This window comes from Streptomyces sp. CNH287, assembly GCF_000424825.1.
In genome coordinates, this window is the sequence record NZ_AUKQ01000013.1 from 33674 (window position 1) to 53442 (window position 19769).

The 19769-nt window shown below is 71.8% G+C and carries 17 protein-coding genes and 1 tRNA gene; 8 read left to right on the top strand and 10 right to left on the bottom strand.

Features of this window, described 5'->3' with window-relative positions; translation table 11 throughout:
• Positions 1–45 precede the first annotated feature (45 nt).
• Both H299_RS0114160 and H299_RS0114165 read right to left on the bottom strand, forming a co-directional pair.
• Positions 46–1527 carry a radical SAM domain-containing protein gene (locus tag H299_RS0114160; protein ID WP_486587270.1) on the bottom strand — a complete coding sequence of 494 codons (1482 nt, stop codon included), beginning with the start codon at positions 1525–1527 and terminating at the stop codon, positions 46–48.
• Positions 1528–1529: 2 nt separating this feature from the next.
• Positions 1530–3035 (bottom strand): FAD-dependent oxidoreductase, encoded by a 1506-nt coding sequence (locus H299_RS0114165; RefSeq protein WP_027748937.1) that lies wholly within the window; start codon positions 3033–3035, stop codon positions 1530–1532.
• A gap of 115 nt (positions 3036–3150) precedes the next feature.
• On the opposite strand from H299_RS0114165, the gene H299_RS0114170 reads away from it, so the two are divergent.
• Positions 3151–4254: a methyltransferase domain-containing protein gene (locus tag H299_RS0114170; RefSeq protein WP_027748938.1), complete on the top strand. Its 1104-nt coding sequence runs from the start codon at positions 3151–3153 to the stop codon at positions 4252–4254.
• A 295-nt stretch (positions 4255–4549) separates the two neighbouring features.
• Here H299_RS0114170 and H299_RS0114175 read toward each other — a convergent pair.
• Positions 4550–4633, bottom strand: a tRNA-Leu gene (locus H299_RS0114175).
• Positions 4634–5036: 403 nt separating this feature from the next.
• Here H299_RS0114175 and H299_RS0114180 point away from each other — a divergent pair.
• The 6 genes from H299_RS0114180 to pknB all read left to right on the top strand — a co-directional run bounded on the left by H299_RS0114180 (position 5037) and on the right by pknB (position 13224).
• The gene (locus tag H299_RS0114180; RefSeq protein ID WP_027748939.1) at positions 5037–5897 is read left to right on the top strand and encodes a DUF3662 and FHA domain-containing protein; all 861 of its coding nucleotides are present in this window, start codon (positions 5037–5039) and stop codon (positions 5895–5897) included.
• Between the two features lie 10 nt (positions 5898–5907).
• Positions 5908–6429: an FHA domain-containing protein FhaB/FipA gene (locus H299_RS0114185; RefSeq protein ID WP_027748940.1), complete on the top strand. Its 522-nt coding sequence runs from the start codon at positions 5908–5910 to the stop codon at positions 6427–6429.
• 72 nt (positions 6430–6501) lie between these two features.
• Positions 6502–8055: a Stp1/IreP family PP2C-type Ser/Thr phosphatase gene (locus H299_RS0114190; protein ID WP_486587271.1), complete on the top strand. Its 1554-nt coding sequence runs from the start codon at positions 6502–6504 to the stop codon at positions 8053–8055.
• 15 nt (positions 8056–8070) lie between these two features.
• A complete protein-coding gene (locus H299_RS0114195; protein WP_027748942.1) occupies positions 8071–9483 on the top strand; it encodes an FtsW/RodA/SpoVE family cell cycle protein in 1413 nt (470 codons plus the stop codon).
• Positions 9480–10955: a peptidoglycan D,D-transpeptidase FtsI family protein gene (locus tag H299_RS0114200; RefSeq protein ID WP_027748943.1), complete on the top strand. Its 1476-nt coding sequence runs from the start codon at positions 9480–9482 to the stop codon at positions 10953–10955. Before H299_RS0114195 ends, H299_RS0114200 begins: the two co-directional genes overlap by 4 nt.
• 232 nt (positions 10956–11187) lie before the next feature.
• Positions 11188–13224 carry a Stk1 family PASTA domain-containing Ser/Thr kinase gene (gene pknB / locus H299_RS34160; protein WP_051262471.1) on the top strand — a complete coding sequence of 679 codons (2037 nt, stop codon included), beginning with the start codon at positions 11188–11190 and terminating at the stop codon, positions 13222–13224.
• A 119-nt stretch (positions 13225–13343) separates the two neighbouring features.
• Here pknB and H299_RS34165 read toward each other — a convergent pair whose 3' ends face one another.
• The 5 genes from H299_RS34165 to H299_RS0114230 all read right to left on the bottom strand — a co-directional run bounded on the left by H299_RS34165 (position 13344) and on the right by H299_RS0114230 (position 17596).
• Positions 13344–14258, bottom strand: coding sequence for a class E sortase (locus tag H299_RS34165; RefSeq protein ID WP_078512752.1), 915 nt, complete (start codon positions 14256–14258; stop codon positions 13344–13346).
• A gap of 102 nt (positions 14259–14360) precedes the next feature.
• On the bottom strand, positions 14361–15926 hold the full coding sequence (locus H299_RS34170) for a class E sortase (RefSeq protein WP_037759043.1): 1566 nt from the start codon (positions 15924–15926) through the stop codon (positions 14361–14363).
• Positions 15923–16552, bottom strand: coding sequence for an aminodeoxychorismate/anthranilate synthase component II (locus tag H299_RS0114220; protein WP_027748944.1), 630 nt, complete (start codon positions 16550–16552; stop codon positions 15923–15925). Before H299_RS0114220 ends, H299_RS34170 begins: the two co-directional genes overlap by 4 nt.
• Positions 16552–16737 carry a hypothetical protein gene (locus H299_RS0114225; RefSeq protein ID WP_027748945.1) on the bottom strand — a complete coding sequence of 62 codons (186 nt, stop codon included), beginning with the start codon at positions 16735–16737 and terminating at the stop codon, positions 16552–16554. The genes H299_RS0114220 and H299_RS0114225 overlap by 1 nt, the downstream gene beginning before the upstream one ends.
• 121 nt (positions 16738–16858) lie before the next feature.
• Positions 16859–17596 carry a DUF881 domain-containing protein gene (locus tag H299_RS0114230; RefSeq protein WP_027748946.1) on the bottom strand — a complete coding sequence of 246 codons (738 nt, stop codon included), beginning with the start codon at positions 17594–17596 and terminating at the stop codon, positions 16859–16861.
• A gap of 104 nt (positions 17597–17700) precedes the next feature.
• Between H299_RS0114230 and crgA the strand changes: the two genes are divergently transcribed.
• On the top strand, positions 17701–17958 hold the full coding sequence (crgA, locus tag H299_RS0114235) for a cell division protein CrgA (protein WP_027748947.1): 258 nt from the start codon (positions 17701–17703) through the stop codon (positions 17956–17958).
• Between the two features lie 293 nt (positions 17959–18251).
• Here crgA and H299_RS0114240 read toward each other — a convergent pair whose 3' ends face one another.
• Both H299_RS0114240 and H299_RS0114245 read right to left on the bottom strand, forming a co-directional pair.
• The gene (locus tag H299_RS0114240) at positions 18252–19124 is read right to left on the bottom strand and encodes a rhomboid family intramembrane serine protease (RefSeq protein ID WP_027748948.1); all 873 of its coding nucleotides are present in this window, start codon (positions 19122–19124) and stop codon (positions 18252–18254) included.
• Positions 19125–19227: 103 nt separating this feature from the next.
• Positions 19228–19755, bottom strand: a complete 528-nt coding sequence (locus tag H299_RS0114245) for a peptidylprolyl isomerase (RefSeq protein ID WP_027748949.1) — start codon at positions 19753–19755, stop codon at positions 19228–19230.
• Between the last annotated feature and the right edge of the window lie 14 nt (positions 19756–19769).

A 19769-nucleotide genomic window follows, 5' to 3' on the forward strand; every position in this document is an offset into this window, starting at 1 on the left:
TCGGTCCTCCCACGGTCCCTCCACCCACGATCGGTCCACCGGCGGTCACCCCTGCGGTCGCCGCCGGTCCTCCACCACGAGCGGCAGCAGCCTGCGCAGCGCCGCGTTCTCCCCCGGGTCCAGCACCGCGTGCTGCACGCACGCGGGCACCAGCGTGCCGTCCTCCGGGTGCGCCATGGCGTAGTGGCAGGCGGCCAGCCGCTCCTGCGTCGCGCGCAGCTCCGGCTCCCGCGCCCGCTCGCCGCGCCGCGTCAGCTCCCAGGCGGGCGCGACCTGCGCCGCGTCCATGAACTGGTGCATCACGAAGGTGACCGGCCGGACCCGGAAGCCGTGCCGCACCAGCCGCCGCAGGCCCACCCGCCGCACCGTACGGCCCAGCCAGCCCAGCGTGACCGGCACCGTACCCGGATGGCGCGCCGCCACCCGCGCCAGCCGAGCGGCGAGCAGGAGGGGCGGCGTGCCCGTGAAGACCGTCCGGCCGAAGCGGCGGAAGAAAGTGTCGCGCACGGCCAGGTCGCGGCGGTCCGCGCCGTCGAGCACGGGATACCAGCGCTCGCCCACGTAGAAGCCGTACGCCGTGCGGTTGCAGCGCACGTCGCCGTGCTCGAACACCCGGTGGTCCAGCGGCGTACCGGCCCCGCGGCCGATCTCGGCCCACACCGCGTCCGGCGTCGCCTCGCGGTACCCCTCGCGCCAGCGGCGCTCGTCGCCCAGGAAGGCCGCGGGCTGGAAGGAGAACATGCCGTAGCCCATCGCGTGGCAGTCCCGGATGACGTCGGCGACCTCGCCGAGGTTGCCGGGGGTGACCGTCATGTTGTGGGCAAGGAAGTACCGCACGCCGTGCTCGCGCCGCAGCCGGGCGAACATGGCGGCGAAGCGCCTGCGGTACGGCGTCAGCGCCCGCTCGTCGGCGGGCCGTTCGACGCCGCGCCGCCCGTACATGAACCGGTCGAAGTGCGCGGCGAACGAGAGCCGGTCGAAGCGGCGCACGCCGTCCGGGCCGAGGGCCAGCGCGGTGAGGTAGGCGTAGTCGAAGTCGCCGTGGGTGAAGCTCATCGGCTCCCGGCCGTGCTCCCGCATCACGGCGAGCGCGGCGGCGTGGTCGTCCGGCGCGAGCAGGCTCACCTCGCCGCCGATGAGCTGGGCGTGCGCCCGGGGGCCGCGCAGCCTGCGCAGCAGGCGCAGCTGGGCGGTGACCTGCTCCAGGGTGTGGCGGCCGTCCACCCGCACCCGGTTGGCGTCCCGCGAGTGGTAGCAGGGGGTGCACTTCAGGTCGCAGCGGGGGAAGACGCCGTGCGTGCCCTCGCAGCCCACCGCGTGCCGCCCCAGCACCTGGCCGGGCGTCCGCGCGGCCTCCGGCAGTTCCGCCCAGCGGCGCGCCAGCACCTCCGCCAGCTCCGGGTCCTCGGGGCGGGTGACGCGGGCGAGGGTGCGCAGCGGGGCGCTCAGCGCGGCGCCCAGCCGCGCCAACGGGGCGGTTGCGGGGGCGGCGCCGGTGCCGCTGCCTGTGCCGGTTCGGTGGGTCATCGTCACACCCTCCCCCCTCCCCCAGCCGGACGGACGGCGCGACGCAGCCCCAGCAGCGCCCCGGTCACCCGCCGGGCGCCCGGCGCGTCAAGGCGCCGCCGCACCTCACCGAGCGCGGCGTGCCACGCCCCGTCGGCGTAGCTGGGGTAGGGATGGACCGTCCCCGCGTAGCGCGACGCCTTCCACCCCAGGCGTACGGCGGCCGCCAGGTGCGCCAGCGTCTCCCCGGCGCGCGGCGCCACCACCGTCGCCCCCACGATCCGGCCGCGCGGGCCCAGCACGAGCCGGGTGAAGCCGTCCGTACGGCCGTCGGCGAGCGCCCGGTCGACGCGGTCGTGCGCGACGGTGTGCACCCGCACCCCCTCGCCGTAACGCTCGCGGGCCCGTGCGAGCGTCAGCCCCACCCGGCCGACCTCGGGATCGGTGAACGTCACCTGCGGCACCGCCCCGTAGTCGACCGGCCGCCGCACGCCCAGCAGCGCGTCCGCCGCCGCCGACGCGCCCTGCACCCCGGCAAGGTGGGTGAGGGCGGAGAGCGCCGTGACGTCCCCGGCCGCGTACACCCGCGGGTTCGTACTGCGCAGCCGCCGGTCCACCCGGACCCGGCCCCGCGCGTCGAGCGCCACCCCGGCCGCCGCACAGCCCAGCCCCTCGGTACGGGCCCGCCGCCCGGTGACCGCGAGCAGCGCGTCGTACGCGACGGACTCCCCGGCCTGTTCCCCCGCGCCCGCGCCCCGCCGCACCCGCACCACGCCAGCGCCGGCCGCGCGGCCCGCGCCGCCCTCCGCAGCACCGCCCTCGACCCCGGCCGCGCGCCACCCCGTCCGCACCCGGACGCCCTCGGCCGCCAGCCGCTCCCGCACCAGCTCCGACGCCTCCGGCTCCTCGTCCGGCAGCAGCCGCTCCCGCAGCTCCAGCAGCGTGACCCGCGAGCCGAGGCGGGCGAACGCCTGCCCCAGCTCGCAGCCCGTCGGCCCGCCGCCCAACACCACCAGCCGGGCGGGCAGTTCGGCCAGCTCCCAGACGGTGTCGCTCGTCAGCGGCCCGGCTTCGGCCAGGCCGGGGACCGAGGCCGGGGCGGGCGCCGAACCGGTGGCGATCAGCGCGTACCGGAAGGCGATCTCCCGCGTACCGGCCCGCAGCGTGCGCGGCCCCGTGAAGACGGCGGCGCCCTCGGCCACCTCCACGCCCGCCGACCGCAGGGACTCGGCCGAGTCGTGCGGCTCGATCGCCCCGATCGCCTCCCTGACGTGCGCCATCGCCCGCCCGAGGTCGGCGGGCCCGCCGGGCGCCGGGGAGAGCCCCCAGCGCGCCGCGTCCCGGGCCGCCCGCACCTGCCCGGCCACGTGCAGCAGCGCCTTGCTGGGCACACAGCCCGTCCACAGGCAGTCCCCGCCCAGGCGCCCGCGCTCGACCAGCAGCGTCCGCGCCCCCAGCCGCCCCGCCGTACGGGCGGCCGTCAGCCCTGCGCTGCCGCCGCCGATCACCACCAGGTCGTACGGGCTCATGGGCCGTTTGCCGCCTTCCCTCCGGATGCGCGGGTTGTCATGCTTGCCGGAGAACGGACGCCGGACGGCGGCGGTTCCCCGGGCGCCCGGGCAACGACCCACCGAGAGGATCGAGATGGCCACCGCTTCATCCGGCACCACGGAGCCCGGCAGCACGGCGTCCACCAGCGCGGAGCCCCGCTTCGTCGAGGAGAGCGTCCGCGACTACTACGGCAAGGTGCTCCGCTCCTCCGCCGACCTGCGGACCTCGGCCTGCTGCACGGCCGAGGCGCCCCCGCCGCACCTCGCCGGGGCCCTCGCCCAGGTGCACGAGGAGGTCAAGGACCGCTTCTACGGGTGCGGCACCCCCATCCCGTCGGCGCTGGACGGCATCACCGTGCTGGACCTGGGCTGCGGCAGCGGGCGCGACGCCTACGTGCTCGCGCAGCTGGTCGGCGAGCGCGGCCGGGTCATCGGCGTCGACATGACCGAGGAGCAGCTCGCGGTGGCCACCCGCCACCAGGACTGGCACGCCCAGCGCTTCGGGTACGCCAACGTCGAGTTCCGCCAGGGCTACATCGAGGACCTGCGCGGCGCCGGGATCGAGGACGCCTCGGTGGACCTGGTCGTCTCCAACTGCGTGCTCAACCTCTCCCCCGACAAGCCGCGCGTCCTCCGGGAGATCTTCCGGGTGCTCAGGCCGGGCGGCGAGCTGTACTTCTCCGACGTCTTCGCCGACCGGCGCCTGCCCGCCGCGCTGCGCGAGGACCCGCTGCTGCTCGGCGAGTGCCTGGGCGGCGCCCTCTACACCGAGGACTTCCGCCGCATCCTGGACGGCTCCGGCTGCGCGGACGCCCGTACGGTCGCCGAGACTCCGGTGACGCTCGACGACCCGGTGGTGGCGCGCAAGGCGGGCTTCGCCGCGTTCACCTCCCGTACCGTGCGGGCCTTCAAGCTGCCGCTGGAGGACCGCTGCGAGGACTACGGACAAGTCGCGGTCTACCACGGCTCGCTCCCGGAACACCCGCACGCCTTCGACCTGGACGACCACCACCGCTTCCCCACCGGGAAGCCCGCACTGGTCTGCGGCAACACCGCCGACATGCTCAGCGCCACCCGCTACGCGGAGCACTTCGAGGTCACGGGCGGCAAGACCACCCACCACGGCGCGTTCCCCTGCGCCGCCCCGGGCATGCCCGCGGCGGCGGGCACGGCCTCCCCGGGGGCGGCCTGCTGCTGACGGCGGGTGCGAATGGGCCGGCGGCCTGACCTCAAGGACCCGGCCGGAGCCACGGGTTGCTCCGGCAGACAGGCAGCGGCATCTCCCGGGAGGACGCGAGGAGGTGAGCAGGAACGGGGAAGCGTCACCGCGACGTCACGCAACGCGATGTCCCGTGCACGGCCCGTCCAGCGCGCGGGCGTCGGGGGCGTGAGGGGTGGGAGTGATCTCACCCGCGGGGCGGGCGCTCGCCGACCCCAGGTAAAAAAACTTCAGGCCCCGACCAAAACTGCTGGCCAGGACCTGAAGATCGCTGTGCGCGAGGGGGGAGTTGAACCCCCACGCCCTTTCGGGCACTGGAACCTGAATCCAGCGCGTCTGCCTATTCCGCCACCCGCGCAATGGGTGCTTCCCCGGACTCCGGAGAAGGGCACTTGCCGGTCGGCGCCCGCTTGGGTGGTGGGTGCCTGCCGACATCCAGAAGATTAGCACGCTGTCCGAGGTGCCTTCACCTTGATATCGGCACGCCCCCGGCGTGCTCTGAGGGACACTGGGGAGCGAACCGATCCCCTGGCCGCCGTGCACCGGTCGTCGGGGGCACCGGCCGACCCCCGTGATCCGTGCGAGGGTGTGAGGGGTGACACTCGAGGGCGGGAGCGCCCCGGGGAACCGCCGCTTCCGCCCGCGCGTGGATACGATCAGTAGGACCGGCCGGTACCGGCGGTGCGGCCTGCGCGCGTTCGGCCACACTGGAGCGGCAACCGCCGCATGGGAGCGGCGGCCATCTGGGAAGGAGGTGCACCGTGGGAGTTCTGAAGCGTTTCGAGCAGCGGCTCGAGGGTCTCGTCAACGGCACCTTCGCCAAGGTGTTCAAGTCCGAGGTGCAGCCGGTCGAGATCGCCGGCGCACTCCAGCGCGAATGTGACAACAACGCCACAATCTGGAACCGCGAGCGGACCGTCGTGCCCAACGACTTCATCGTCGAGCTGAGCACCCCCGACTTCGACCGCCTCAGCCCGTACTCGGGCCAGCTCGGCGACGAGTTGTCCAGCATGGTGCGCGACTACGCCAAGCAGCAGCGGTACACCTTCATGGGACCGATCAAGGTCCATCTGGAGAAGGCCGAGGACCTGGACACCGGGCTCTACCGGGTGCGCAGCCGCACCCTCGCCTCCAGCACCTCGCAGCCGCAGCGCGGCGGCCCCTCCGGTGCGGCGGGCCCGCCGCCCGGCGGTCCGCCCGGTCCCTCCGGCGCGGGCAACGCGGGTGGTCAGGGCGGCTTCCCGGCCCGGCCTGCGGGCGCGCCGCCCCCCATGCCGTCGTCCGCGCCGTCCGCCGCCCCCTCGTACGCCCCCGGCGCCGGGGGTCCGCTGCCGCGTGCCGAGACGCGGCGCTGGATCGAGATCAACGGCAACCGCCACCAGATCTCCGGCGCGACCCTCGTGCTGGGCCGGAGCACCGAGGCCGACGTGCGCGTCGACGACCCCGGAGTCTCCCGCCGGCACTGCGAGATCCGTGCCGGAAACCCGCCCTCGATCCAGGATCTGGGGTCGACCAACGGCATCGTGGTAGACGGACAGCACACCACTCGCGCTACGCTCCGCGACGGCTCACGGATCGTCGTGGGCAGTACCACGATCATTTACCGGCAAGCCGAAGGGTGAAGCGGGGGCAATGTCAGAGCTGACCCTGACGGTCATGCGGTTGGGTTTTCTCGCCGTACTGTGGCTGTTCGTCATCGTCGCGGTCCAGGTCATCCGGAGTGACCTGTTCGGCACCCGGGTGACCCAGCGCGCCGCGCGGCGCAACGACTCCCGGCCGCCGCGGCAGCAGCCGCAACCGCAGCGCCAGCAGCAGCAGCCGCCGCCGCAGTCCGGTCGCCGCGGTCGCGGCGGCCGCGGGGCGCCGACCAAGCTGGTGGTCTCCGAGGGCTCGCTCACCGGCACGACCGTCGCCCTCCAGGGCCAGACGATCAGCCTGGGCCGCGCGCACGACTCCACGATCGTGCTGGACGACGACTACGCGTCGAGCAAGCATGCCAGGATCTACCCGGACCGGGACGGCACGTGGATCGTCGAGGACCTGGGGTCCACGAACGGCACCTACCTCGACCGGACCCGACTCACCACACCGACGCCGATTCCGCCCGGAGCGCCGATCCGTATCGGCAAGACGGTCATCGAGCTGCGGAAATAGACAGGCCGAAGACATGACGACCGGAGGGTGGGCACCGTGCGGATGTACCCGGAGCCGACGGGCGAGGTGCGCATGAGTCTGTCACTGCGCTTCGCCGCCGGATCGCACGACGGCATGATCCGCGAGCACAACGAGGACTCGGGCTACGCCGGTCCCCGGCTGCTCGCCGTCGCCGACGGGATGGGCGGCCAGGCGGCCGGTGAGGTCGCCAGCTCGGAGGTGATCTCGACCATCGTGCAGCTGGACGAGGACATCCCCGGCTCCGACCTCCTGACCGCGCTCGGCAACGCCGTGCAGCGCGCCAACGACCAGTTGCGCGTCATGGTCGAGGAGGACCCGCAGCTGGAGGGCATGGGCACGACGCTCACCGCCCTGCTGTGGACGGGCGCCCGCCTCGGCCTGGTGCACGTCGGCGACTCGCGGGCGTACCTCCTGCGGGACGGCCAGCTCAGCCAGATCACCCAGGACCACACCTGGGTCCAACGGCTGGTCGACGAGGGCCGGATCACCGAGGAGGAGGCCACCACCCACCCGCAGCGCTCCCTGCTGATGCGCGCGCTGGGCAGCGGCGACCACGTCGAACCCGACCTGTCCATCCGGGAGGTGCGGGCCGGGGACCGCTATCTGCTGTGCTCCGACGGCCTCTCCGGTGTCGTCTCGCACCAGACGATGGAGGAGACCCTCGCCAGCTACCAGGGCCCGCACGAGACGGTGCAGGATCTGATCCAACTGGCGCTGCGCGGCGGCGGTCCCGACAACATCACGTGCATCATCGCCGACGTCCTGGACGTGGACGGCAACGACACCCTGGCCGAGCAGCTCAACGACACCCCGGTCATCGTGGGCGCCGTCGCGGAGAACCAGCACCAGCTCGGCGGCGACGCCCAGACGCCCGCCTCGCGCGCGGCGGAGCTGGGCCGCCAGGTGCCCCCGCAGCCCTCCGGCGGCGCACCGCCCGCCGAGGGCTTCGGCCCGCCCGGCAGCGGCACCGGCCCGGCGGCAGCGCCGCCGTCCGGCACCTTCGGGGCGTACGACGAGGGCGACTTCGCCAAGTCGCCGGGCGGGCGCGGCAAGTGGGTCAAGCGCTCGCTGCTGATCGCGCTGGCGCTGGCGGTCGCGGGCGGCGGTCTGTACGGCGGGTACCGCTGGACGCAGACGCAGTACTACGTCGGCGCCAAGGACGACCACGTCGCGCTGTACCAGGGCATCAACCAGGAGTTGGCCGGCCTGAGCCTGAGCGACGTCGAAGAGGACTACGCGCAGATCGAACTCAAGTACCTGCCGCTCCAGCAGCGGGACCGCGTCGAGGACACCATCGCCTACGACAGCCTCGAGCAGGCCCGCGAGAGGATCGGCGAGCTGCGCGCGCAGGCCGCGGTGTGCAAGATCGTCGCGACGCTTCCGAAGCCGTCCGGGGACGGCGACAAGGGCGGCAAGGACAGCGGTGACAAGGGCGGCCCGGACAAGGACGGCCAGCAGAAGCCGGGCGAGAGCGGCGGCGCGGGCGCCGGCGACCAGGCCGCTCTGCGCGCCGACGACAACAGCAAGAGTTCCGGCTCTCCGACTCCCGGCCCCCGGCTTTCGGAAGAACAGCGCGAGCTCGCCAAAGAGTGCACCGCACCGTAGGGGGCCGCAGTCACGATGAGCAGTAACGTCAACATCAACACCGGCAGCAACACCACGGTCTCGCCCGGCGGTCTGCCGAGCCGCCGCAACACCGAGCTGGCGATGCTCGTCTTCGCCGTGCTCATCCCGGTGTTCGCCTACGCCAACGTCGGGCTCGCCAAGGAGGGCGAACTGCCCGCGGGCATGCTCGGCTACGGCCTCGGCCTCGGCCTGCTCGCCGCCGTCGGCCACCTGGTCGTACGCCGCTGGGCGCCGTACGCCGACCCGCTGATGCTGCCCATCTCCACGCTGCTCAACGGCCTGGGGCTGGTGCTGATCTGGCGGCTCGACCAGGAGCCGTCCATCACCACGGCGGCGGGCGGCGGTGCGCTGGCGCCCGGTCAGCTGATGTGGTCGACGCTGGGCGTGGCGCTCTTCCTCGGCGTCCTCATCCTCCTGAAGGACCACCGCGTCCTCCAGCGCTACACCTACATCTCGATGGTCGTGGCGCTGGTCCTGCTGATCCTGCCGATCTTCTTCCCGGCCCGGAACGGCGCCCGGATCTGGATCACCCTGCCGGGCATCGGCTCGCTCCAGCCCGGCGAGTTCGCGAAGATCATCATCGCCGTCTTCTTCGCGGGCTACCTGATGGTCAAGCGGGACGCGCTCGCGCTCGCCAGCCGCCGCTTCATGGGCCTCTACCTGCCGCGTGGCCGCGACCTGGGGCCGATCCTGGCCATCTGGGCGCTCAGCCTGATGATCCTGATCTTCGAGACCGACCTGGGCACCTCGCTGCTCTTCTTCGGCCTCTTCGTGATCATGCTGTACGTGGCGACGGAGCGCACCAGCTGGGTCGTCTTCGGCCTGCTGCTGAGCGCCGCCGGCGCCGTCGCCGTCGCCTCGACCGCGAGCCACGTGGAGACCCGGGTCAACAACTGGCTCAACCCGCTCGCCAACGAGAACGGCGGCGTCACCGAGACCGCGCAGGCCATGTTCTCCTTCGGCTCCGGCGGCATGCTCGGCTCCGGTCTGGGCCAGGGCTTCTCGCGGCTGATCGGCGGCATCGCCCCCAAGAGCGACTACATCCTGGCCACCGTCGGCGAAGAGCTGGGCCTGACCGGCCTGATGGCGATCCTGGTGCTCTACGGCCTGCTCATCGAGCGCGGCCTGCGTACCTCGCTGGCCGCGCGCGACCCGTTCGGCAAGCTGCTGGCCGTCGGCCTCTCCGGCGCGTTCGCGCTCCAGGTGTTCGTGGTCGCCGGCGGCGTCACCGGTCTGATCCCGCTGACCGGCATGACGATGCCCTTCCTGGCGCAGGGCGGCTCGTCCGTCATCGCCAACTGGGCACTTATCGCCATCCTGCTGCGCATCAGCGACACTGCCCGCAGGCCGGCCCCCGCCCCGGCTCCGTCCCCTGACGCCGAGATGACCCAGGTGGTCCGACCGTGAACAAGCCCCTCCGCAGGGTCTCGATCTTCTGCGGCCTGCTCATCCTGGCGCTGATCGCCCGTGTCAACTGGGTCCAGTTCGTGCAGGCCGACGAGCTGGCCAAGCACGAGGACAACCGCCGCGTCAAGATCGACCGCTACGCCCAGCCGCGCGGCAACATCCTCACCAGCGACGGCAAGGCGATCACCGGGTCCAAGGAGACCGGCGGCCGCGACTTCAAGTACAAGCGCACGTTCAAGAACGGCAAGCTGTGGGCGCCGGTCACCGGCTACTCCTCGCAGGCGTTCGGCGCGAACCAGTTGGAGAGCCTCTACGACGGCATCCTCACCGGCGACGATGACCGGCTGTTCTTCAACCGCACCATCGACATGCTGACCGGCAAGCCGCAGAAGGGCGGCAACGTCGTCACGACGCTCAACTCGAAGGCACAGAAGGCCGCGTACGAGGGGCTCGGCGACAAGAAGGGCGCCGTCGCCGCGATAGACCCGGAGTCCGGCGCCATCCTCGCCCTGGCGACGACCCCGTCGTACGACCCGTCCAGCTTCGCGGGCGACAGCGACAAGGACGCGAAGGCGTGGAAGTCGCTCGACAAGAAGCAGAACCCGGATGACCCGATGCTCAACCGGGCGCTGCGCCAGACCTACCCGCCCGGCTCCACCTTCAAGCTGGTCACCGCGGCGGCGGCGCTGGAGAGCGGCGACTACGACCTGGACGGCAAGACCAACTCCCCAGTGCCCTACCGGCTGCCGCAGTCGACCACCGACCTGGGCAACGACGGCGACAACCCCGCGTGCAAGAACGCCTCGATCCGGGTGGCCATGCAGTGGTCCTGCAACACCGTCTTCGCCAAGATCAGCGATGAGCTGGGCAACGAGAAGATGAAGGAGACGGCCGAGAAGTTCGGTTACGGCGAGAAGGAGCTGGACGTCCCCGTGCGCGCCGCGGAGAGCGTCTACCCGGAGGACAACCGGCCGCAGAACGCCATCGCGGGCATCGGCCAGGCCAGCAACCGCGCCACCCCGCTGGAGGTCGCGATGTTCGCCTCCGCCATCGCCAACGACGGCAAGCTGATGAAGCCGTACATGGTCGACAAACTCGTCGCGCCCAACCTCAACGTCGTCGAGCAGACCAAGCCCCAGGAGATGGGCGAGCCGGTCTCCTCGGAGACCGCGCAGAAGCTCCAGGAGGCGATGGAGACGGTCGTCAAGGACGGCACCGGAACCACGGCCCAGATTCCCAACGTCACAGTCGGCGGAAAGACCGGTACCGCGCAGCACGGCGAGAACAACGACAAGAACCCGTATGCCTGGTTCGTCTCGTACGCCAAGACCGACGACGGCTCGTCGCCGGTCGCGGTCGCCGTCGTGATCGAGAGTTCGAGCACCTCCCGCGACGAGATCGCGGGCAGCAAGCTCGCGGCCCCGGTCGCGGTGGACGTGATGAAGGCCATCCTCGACGAGAAGAAGCAGTGAGACGTGCCGGCGGTGGCGGGCGGTCGGCGCTCTGTCGGGGGTGACCGCTGTCACTCCGCCCCCGCGCTGCGAGGCACGCGGGCCGGGTACGGTAACGCCTGGTGCACGATGGCCGGTGGACGAGCGAGCGCCGGGAGCCCGCTGGCTATCGTGGACCCGGTCGTAAGCCGAGCAGCACACCGTCGGCCCGCACGCCAGGTGCGGCCCGGACGTACGGAGAGGGCTGGAGACTATGGAAGAGCCGCGTCGCCTCGGCGGCCGGTACGAGCTGGGGTCGGTGCTCGGCCGTGGTGGCATGGCCGAGGTGTACCTCGCTCATGACACGCGTCTGGGTCGCACCGTCGCGGTCAAGACGCTCCGGGTCGACCTCGCGCGCGACCCCTCGTTCCAGGCCCGCTTCCGTCGCGAAGCCCAGTCCGCCGCCTCCCTCAACCACCCGGCGATCGTCGCGGTCTACGACACCGGTGAGGACTATGTCGACCAGGTCTCCATCCCGTACATCGTGATGGAGTACGTGGACGGCTCGACCCTCCGGGAGCTGCTCCACTCCGGCCGCAAGCTGCTGCCCGAGCGCTCCCTGGAGATGTGCGTCGGCATCCTCCAGGCGCTGGAGTACTCGCACCGCAACGGCATCGTGCACCGGGACATCAAGCCCGCCAACGTCATGCTCACGCGCGGCAGCCAGGTCAAGGTCATGGACTTCGGCATCGCCCGCGCGATGGGCGACTCCGGCATGACGATGACGCAGACCTCGTCCGTCATCGGCACCGCGCAGTACCTCTCGCCCGAGCAGGCCAAGGGCGAGTCCGTGGACGCGCGCTCCGACCTCTACTCCACCGGCTGCCTGATCTACGAACTCCTCACCGTGCGGCCCCCGTTCATCGGTGACTCACCGGTCGCGGTGGCCTACCAGCACGTACGGGAGGAGCCGCAGCCGCCCAGCGCCTTCGACCCCGAGATCACGCCCGAGATGGACGCGATCGTCCTCAAGGCGCTGGTGAAGGACCCGGACTACCGCTACCAGAGCGCGGACGAGATGCGCGCCGACATCGAGGCGTGCCTCGACGGCCAGCCGGTCGCCGCGGCAGCCGCGATGGGCGCCGCCGGTTACGCGGGGTACGGCGGCTATCCGGAGGACACCCCCACCACGGCGCTGCGCGCGCAGGACCAGCACACCTCGATGCTGCCGCCCGTCCGCGACGACGACGGCGGCATGTACGACGACGACGGCCGCGGCCGTCGCCGGGAGCCGCGCAAGGGGCACACCTCCACCATCCTGCTCGTGATCGCGCTCGTCCTGGTGCTGGTAGGCGCGATCTTCATCGGGCAGGCGCTGTTCGGCGGCAAGGACAAGGAGGCGGGCAGCGTGCCGGTGCCCGCGCTCGCGGGCAAGACCTTCCAGGAGGCGGAGACGCTCGCCGACAACGGCGGCTTCGAGCTCCAGAAGGGCCAGAGCAAGCACTGCAAGCAGAAGAAGGACACCATCTGCTCGAGCGACCCGGCCTCGGGTGAGGAGATCGAGCGGGGCGACACCGTCACGGTGACGATGTCCAAGGGCGCCGCGGCGATCGAGGTGCCGGACGTCGAGGGCGACAACTTCGAGGGCGGCAAGCAGCAGCTGGAGGAGAAGGGCTTCAAGGTCAAGAAGACGACCGCGGAGTCCGAGGAGGCCCCCGGCACCGTCATCGAGCAGGACCCGGCGGGCGGCTCGAAGGCCCAGCGCGGAGCCGAGATCACGCTGACCGTCGCCACGCAGAGCACGACGACCGTGCCGGACGTCGTCGGCAAGAACTACGACGCGGCCAAGACGCAGCTCGAGGGCCTCGGCTTCACCGTCGCCAAGATCGAGCAGGAGGAGGCCGACAAGGCGGCCGACGAAGTCCTCAGCCAGACCCCGGCACCGCCCGCCAAGGCGGCTGACGGCAGCCAGGTCACGCTGACCGTCGCCAAGGCGCCGGCCGAGGAGCCCGCGACCGTGCCGGACGTCACCAACCAGCTGGTGAAGGCCGCGCGCACCACGCTGGAGGGGGCCGGCTTCAAGGTCCAGGTGCAGGGCGCGCCGGACGAGAACAACGCCACGGTGATCACCACCACGCCGCCCGCCAACACCCAGGGCAAGAAGGGCGACACGGTGACGATCATCGCCCGTCCCGGCAAGCCCGGTGACGACGGCGATCCGGGCGGCGCCGACGGCGACCCGGGCGGCGGCGGCCCCGGCGGGAACGGCGGCGACGGCGGCCTGCTGGAGGGCATGCGCGACCGCGACTGAGCGGCGGGGCGGCTGCGCGCCGACCCGGACGACACCGGCCCTGCTCGCCGTACGGCGGGCAGGGCCGGTGCACGTCGTCAGCGTGTCAGGGGCGGCGGCGTGTCAGCGGCGGCGCCGTGTCAGCGGATCTCCTTGGGGACGGTACGGTCCGCGTCCACGGACTCGGTGCGCACCAGTTCGCCCCACACGATGTAGCGGTGCTTCGAGGTGTAGACGGGCGTGCACGTCGTGAGCGTGATGTACCGGCCCGCCTTCTTCCTGCCCGACACCTTCGGGATCTCCCGCAGGACGTCCACGTTGTACTTCGAGGTCTTGGGCAGCGTCTTGTAGACCTTGTAGATGTACCAGGTGTTCTTGGTCTCGAAGACGACCGGATCGCCGTTCTCGATCTTGTCGATGTCGTGGAACTTCGCGCCGTGGCCGTCCCGGTGGGCGGCGAGGGAGAAGTTGCCCGACTGGTCCCAGGGCAGCGCCGACTTGACCGGCTTGGTGTAGTAGCCCGCCGTGCCGTGGTTCAGCTCGTCGGTCGAGGTGCCCTTGGTGACCAGGATGTCGTCGTCCGTCATGGACGGCACCCGCAGGAAGCCGATGCCCTCCTTCAGGTTGCGGTCGCCGGGGCCTTCGGGGCCGCCGCGGTCCTGGGCCCAGTGGTCGCGGACCTTGTCGCTCTTGCGGTCCGCCTCCCGGTTGGCCACCACGTTCGTCCACCACAGGGAGTAGACGACGAACAGAGCCATGACCACGCCTGCGGTGATCATCAGTTCGCCGACGCCGCTGACGACGACGGCGAACACGCCGCGCCTGCCGCGCGTACGGCGGCGGGCGGGCTTGGGCTCGGGCGCGGCTTCGGGGTCGGGGTCGGACTCCGCTTCCGGCTCCGCCGGTGCTTCCGCTTCGGGCTCCGGCTCCGCCTCGGCAGGGGTCCCGCCTTCGCCAGGCTCGGCGTCGGACCCCGTCGGCGCCGCCGATCCGGACGCCTCCTCGGGAGTGTCCGACGCCCGCGGTCTCTCCGCCGGGTCAGGCGTGTCCGGTATCTCCTCGCCGGGTGCGGCCGAAGGTTCGCCGTCCTCGACGTCCCGCCCGTGCTGTGCCACCCGTCCCACGCCCCGTTCCCCGTGCTGCCGCGACCGCTGCCGCTAGTCGACGAGAGCGTCCGGCTTGCCCTTGCTCCGCGGACGCTCGTCGACCATTTTGCCCCAGACGATGAGACGGTACTTCGAGGTGAACTCCGGAGTACACGTCGTCAGAGTCACGTACCGCCCGGACTTGGTGAATCCGGACTGGGGCGGCACGGGCTGGACCACCGTCGTGTTGGACGGCGAGGTCGAGGCCAGGCGGCTGTGCATCTTGTACGTGTAGTAGGTGTCCGCCGTCTCCACGATGATCACGTCACCGGCCACCAGCTTGTTGATGTAGCGGAACGGTTCCCCATGGGTGTTCCGGTGCCCGGCGACCGAGAAGTTGCCCTTCTCGTCCCACGGCATGGCCGTGTTGAGCCCGGACTTCTCGTCGTAGTGGCCGACCATGCCCTTGTCCAGGACGGACTGCTTGTCGACGCCCTCGGCGACCGGCACCCGGATGTCCAGCTTCGGGATGTACATGATGGCGAAGCCCTCGCCCGCCGAGAACTTCCCCGGCTTGCGCTCCGGATTCTGCTTCCAGCGGTCCTCCAGATCGTCCACCGCCTTGCCCGCCGCCTTGTGCGCCAGGACGTTCGTCCACCACAGCTGGTACGCGACGAACAGCAGCATCAGCACGCCGAAGGTGATGAACACCTCACCGATGAAGCGGCTGAGGATGACGACCGGGCCGTCCTTCGCCGCGCGGGCCGCGCGGCGCGCCTCCAGCCGGGTCCCCGCGCGCACGGGCGGCGGCGCGGGCTTCCCCTTGCCCCGGCCCTTGCCGCGTGCCCCGCCCTTGCCCGCGGCGGCCTTGCGGCGCGCGGCGCGGCCCAACGCGGCCCCGTCGGGGCGCCGCAGGCCGACCGTACGGTCGTCCTCGTCGCCGGTGGCACGCGCGGAGGCCGGTGCCGGGTCCGGTGCCGCTGCGGCGGGGGAGGCGGCCGGGTCCGGCCCGGGGTCCAGGTCGGTGACGGGCAGCGCGGCGGTCTCGGACACCCCGCGCGGCACGTCCGACCGCCCGCCGGGCGACGGCGGTTCGGGCTCGGGGGCGACCGTCACGCCGAGCCCCCACTCCACCCGCGGCGGCTCCGCCTCGGCCGGGGAACCGGGCTGCGCCCAGCCGGACACGGTCAAAGCGGCGGGCTCCGGTACGGGCGCGGAGGCGGCGGGCGTCCAGCCGGTCTCCTCCCCCCCGCCCGGCGCCGCCTTGTGCGGCGGCTGCGATACCTGCGCCTGCTGCTCCTGGTACGCCTGCGCCTGCTGCGGCGGCATCACCTGCCGGGCCTGCGGCGGCGGTGCCGCCGACACCGGCGCCCGGCCGTCCTGGTGCGGCCGGAACCACGGCGAGGTGTGCGGCTCGAACGCCGCGCCCGCCGACGGCTCCGGCTCCGGTACGGGCGCCGCTACGGCTTCCGGTGCGGGCTGCCCCGGCAGCGGATCGGTCAGCGGGTCGGCGAGGGCGTCCACAGCCGCCTCGTAGGCCCCCGGGCGCGCGTACAGGCCCGCCGCGCCCGACCCGTACGGTTCCGGGCCGTACGGGTCGTCCTCGGCGCCTTCCGGCCCCGGGTGCGGCGAGGTCACGCGCCGACGACCGGTGCCAGTCCCGCGGACCGTGCCACCGCGGTCGCGTCCCCGCACTCCGCCAGCCAGTTGGCCAGCATGCGGTGGCCCCACTCCGTCAGCACCGACTCGGGGTGGAACTGCACGCCCTCCACGGGCAGGGTGCGGTGCCGCAGGCCCATCACGACCCCGGACTCCGTCCTGGCCGTGATCCGCAGCTCCTCGGGCACGGTGGACGGCGCTACGCCCAGCGAGTGGTAGCGGGTGGCGGTGAAGGGCGAGGGCAGGCCGCCGAAGACCCCGGTGCCCTCGTGGTGCACCGGTGAGGTCTTGCCGTGCAGCAGTTCGGGGGCACGGCCCACGACCGCGCCGTAGGCGACGGCGATCGACTGCATGCCGAGGCAGACCCCGAAGACCGGCGGTCCGCCGGCCGCGCAGTGGCGGACCATCTCGACGCAGACGCCCGCTTCTTCGGGGGTGCCGGGCCCGGGCGAGAGGAGGACGCCGTCGAAGCCGTCCCGCGCGTGCGCCGTGCGCACCTCGTCGTTCCGCACGACCTCGCACTCGGCGCCGAGCTGGTAGAGGTACTGGACGAGGTTGAAGACGAAGCTGTCGTAGTTGTCGACGACGAGAATCCGCGCGCCCATCAGCCCACTCCGCTCTCGCCGCCGCCGCCGTCGTCGACGGTCACGTCGTTGAACGGAAGCAGTGGCTCCGCCCAGGGGAAGACGTACTGGAACAGCACGTAGACCACGCCGAGGGCCAGCACGAGGGAGAGCAGCGCCCGCACGTAGGCGTTGCCCGGCAGGTGCCGCCAGATCCAGCCGTACATCCTGTGATGCCGTCCTTCCGTCCCGGGCGCCACCGCGGCGCGTCCGGCGTCCACCAGAGTAACGACCTCGCGGCGCGGGGGGTGGCGTCAGCCGCTCAACCCGTCGGACGGGCGGTCTCCGTCATCCGATGGGGGACGCGTGCCGGAGGTCGACCGTGCCCTCGTAGCCGGGCAGGGTGACCGACCGGTCCTTGTCGACCTTCCAGCCGAGGCCGTACGCCTCGACGTACTGGAGGTAGTTCTGGATGGCCGGGGAGGTGTCGACGGCCTTGCGGAGGCGGTCGGTGTCGCCGACGGCGGTCACCTTGTAGGGCGGGGAGTAGACCTGGCCCTGGAGGATCAGGGTGTTGCCGACGCAGCGGACGGCGCTGGTGCTGATCAGGCGCTGGTCCATGACCTTGATCCCCTCGGCGCCGCCCTTCCACAGGGCGTTGACGACGGCCTGGAGGTCCTGCTGGTGGATCACCAGGTCGTTGGGCTGCGGGTCGGGCACGCCGGGCACCAGGGGGGTGGCGTCGGACGGGGCGTCGGTGAGGGTGACGGTGAGCGCCTCACCGGAGATCTTCGTCGTGCCGGCCGCGCGCTTGAGCCGGCGCAGCGCGCGCTCCTCCTCCTCGGTGGCGCCGCCGTCACGCTCCGCGAGGGAGTCGACGTTCGCGCGCAGCTCGGCGGCGGAGGATTCGAGCTTGCCGTTCTTCTTGCTCCGCTCCCGGATAAGGTCGGAGAGGCGGAGCATGGAGTCGTCCGTACGGATGTTCGTACCCTGCGCGGTGTCGAAGCTCACCCAGAAGATCAATCCGGCGAGTGCGAAGATGCCGACTGTGGCCAGCCGGGCAGGCCGGATGCGAAAATTGGACACCGTACCCCTGTCTCCTTCCGCCCCTGGTAAGCACTACGCTAACGGACCACCGCTCCGACGAATCACCCGCGCGGTCACGAAGCGCATCGACAGGAGAGTTCCTCGTGCCGAAGTCACGGATCCGCAAGAAGGAAGAATTCACGCCACCCCCGGCGAAGACGACAAAGCTTGACATGGGTGGTGGTGGGCGCCGCTGGGTCGCCCCGCTGATGCTCGCGCTGTTCGGCATCGGCCTGGCGTGGATCGTCGTCTTCTACGTGACGAACAGCAGCCTGCCCGTCGACGCCTTCGGCAACTGGAACATCGTGGTGGGCTTCGGCTTCATCGCGGGCGGGTTCGTCGTCTCCACCCAGTGGAAGTAGCGCTCCGCGAAGCTCACCCCAGAAGTTATCCACAGGTTGATCCACAGCCTTGGAAAACTCAGAAGATCTGTGGATAACTCAACCTGTGTTGACGCCGGTGTGACCGGTGCGGAGCACCTCACGGGTGCGCATCACCCGATCTTGCAGGGAAAACGCACCTCTGCTCGATTCCGGTGAGGCCCCGGGTGCTTCATGCACAAGATCCCGCGCAGGCTGTGGACAACTCACCGGGCGGCGCGCTCACGGCCAGGCCGCCCGGTGCCGGCGCCGACCGGGCGGCCGGCGCCTGACGGTCAGCCCGTGAGCGCCATGGTCCGCAGCACGCAGGCCGCCACGATCACCAGCAGCGCCACTCCACAGGTGCCGTACTGCACCAGCTCCCGCCGCTCGCGCGGCGCGTGCACCATGGCGTACGCGATGGCCGCGCCGAAGACGAGGCCGCCGATGTGCGCCTCCCAGGCGATGTCGGACCAGGTGAAGGTGAACACCAGGTTGATCGCCAGCAGGACCAGGATCGGCCGCATGTCGTACTGGAGGCGGCGCATCAGCACCGCCGTCGCGCCGAACAGGCCGAAGACCGCGCCGGACGCGCCGAGCGACGGCGCCCCAGGGTCGGCGACGAGATAGGTCAGCATGCTGCCGCCCAGCCCGGACAGCAGGTACAGCGCCAGGAAGCGGACCCGGCCGAGCGCCTCTTCCAGGGGCGGGCCCAGGAACCACAGGCCCAGCATGTTCATCCCGATGTGCCAGATCTCCTGGTGCAGGAAGACCGAGGTCAGCAGGCGGTACCACTGCCCCTCGGCGACGCCTTCGGTCGGCTGGTAGAAGGTGTCGTGCGGCCACTGGCCGATCATGACCAGATCGGCGGTGAGGCGGTCGCCCGCCGTCAGCACCGCGATGAACAGCGCGGCGTTGAGCGCCACCAGCACCTTGGTGACCAGCCGGGGATCGGCCGCGATCGAGCCGCCCGCGAGCGTACGCGGCCGGTTCGCCCCCGGGGCGTGGCCCGTGCCGGACCCGGTGCGCACGCACTCGGGGCACTGGAAGCCGACAGATGCCGTGATCATGCACGCCGGGCAGATGGGCCGCTCACAGCGCGTGCAGCGGATGCCCGTCTCGCGCTCCGGATGCCGGTAGCAGACGACCACCGGCTCGTGCTGATCCATGGACTCCCCTTCGGACTGACCCGCCCCCGCTGACCGCAGCACCCTACGCAGGTTCTACGGCCGAGCGGGGCGGATCAGTTCCCGGAACACCGAGTGCTCGCGCTCAGCGACTCTCGATGACGACCGACTCGATCACGACGTCGTTGACCGGACGGTCCGTGCGCGGGTTGGTCTGGGTGGCGCCGATGGCGTCGACGACCTTCTTGCCCGCCTCGTCGGTGACCTCGCCGAAGATGGTGTGCTTGCCCGTCAGCCAGGCCGTGGGCGCCACCGTGATGAAGAACTGCGAGCCGTTGGTCCCCGGCCCGGCGTTCGCCATGGCCAGCAGGTACGGGCGGTCGAAGGCGAGATCCGGGTGGAACTCGTCCGCGAACTCGTACCCGGGACCACCGGTTCCGTTGCCCAGCGGGTCGCCGCCCTGGAGCATGAAACCGCTGATCACCCGGTGGAAGACGGTGCCGTCGTAGAGCTTGTCGTGCGAGGTCTGGCCCGTCGCCGGGTGCGTCCACTCCCGGGAGCCCTCGGCCAGCTCGACGAAGTTCTTGACCGTCTTCGGGGCGTGGTTCGCGAAGAGCCGCACCTCGATGTCGCCTTGGTTGGTCTTCAGGGTGGCGTAAAGCTGCTCAGCCACGATCTACCTTCCAT

What these genes read in the sequence shown, in the direction of transcription:
- H299_RS0114195 (WP_027748942.1), top strand. Translation starts at nt 8,071, where the DNA reads ATGAGCAGTAACGTCAACATCAACACCGGCAGCAACACCACGGTCTCG.
- H299_RS0114190 (WP_486587271.1), top strand. Translation starts at nt 6,502, where the DNA reads ATGAGTCTGTCACTGCGCTTCGCCGCCGGATCGCACGACGGCATGATC.
- H299_RS0114165 (WP_027748937.1), bottom strand. Translation starts at nt 3,035, where the DNA reads ATGAGCCCGTACGACCTGGTGGTGATCGGCGGCGGCAGCGCAGGGCTG.
- H299_RS0114170 (WP_027748938.1), top strand. Translation starts at nt 3,151, where the DNA reads ATGGCCACCGCTTCATCCGGCACCACGGAGCCCGGCAGCACGGCGTCC.
- H299_RS0114240 (WP_027748948.1), bottom strand. Translation starts at nt 19,124, where the DNA reads ATGGATCAGCACGAGCCGGTGGTCGTCTGCTACCGGCATCCGGAGCGC.
- pknB (WP_051262471.1), top strand. Translation starts at nt 11,188, where the DNA reads ATGGAAGAGCCGCGTCGCCTCGGCGGCCGGTACGAGCTGGGGTCGGTG.
- H299_RS0114220 (WP_027748944.1), bottom strand. Translation starts at nt 16,552, where the DNA reads ATGGGCGCGCGGATTCTCGTCGTCGACAACTACGACAGCTTCGTCTTC.
- H299_RS0114185 (WP_027748940.1), top strand. Translation starts at nt 5,908, where the DNA reads ATGTCAGAGCTGACCCTGACGGTCATGCGGTTGGGTTTTCTCGCCGTA.
- H299_RS0114225 (WP_027748945.1), bottom strand. Translation starts at nt 16,737, where the DNA reads ATGTACGGCTGGATCTGGCGGCACCTGCCGGGCAACGCCTACGTGCGG.
- H299_RS0114160 (WP_486587270.1), bottom strand. Translation starts at nt 1,527, where the DNA reads ATGACCCACCGAACCGGCACAGGCAGCGGCACCGGCGCCGCCCCCGCA.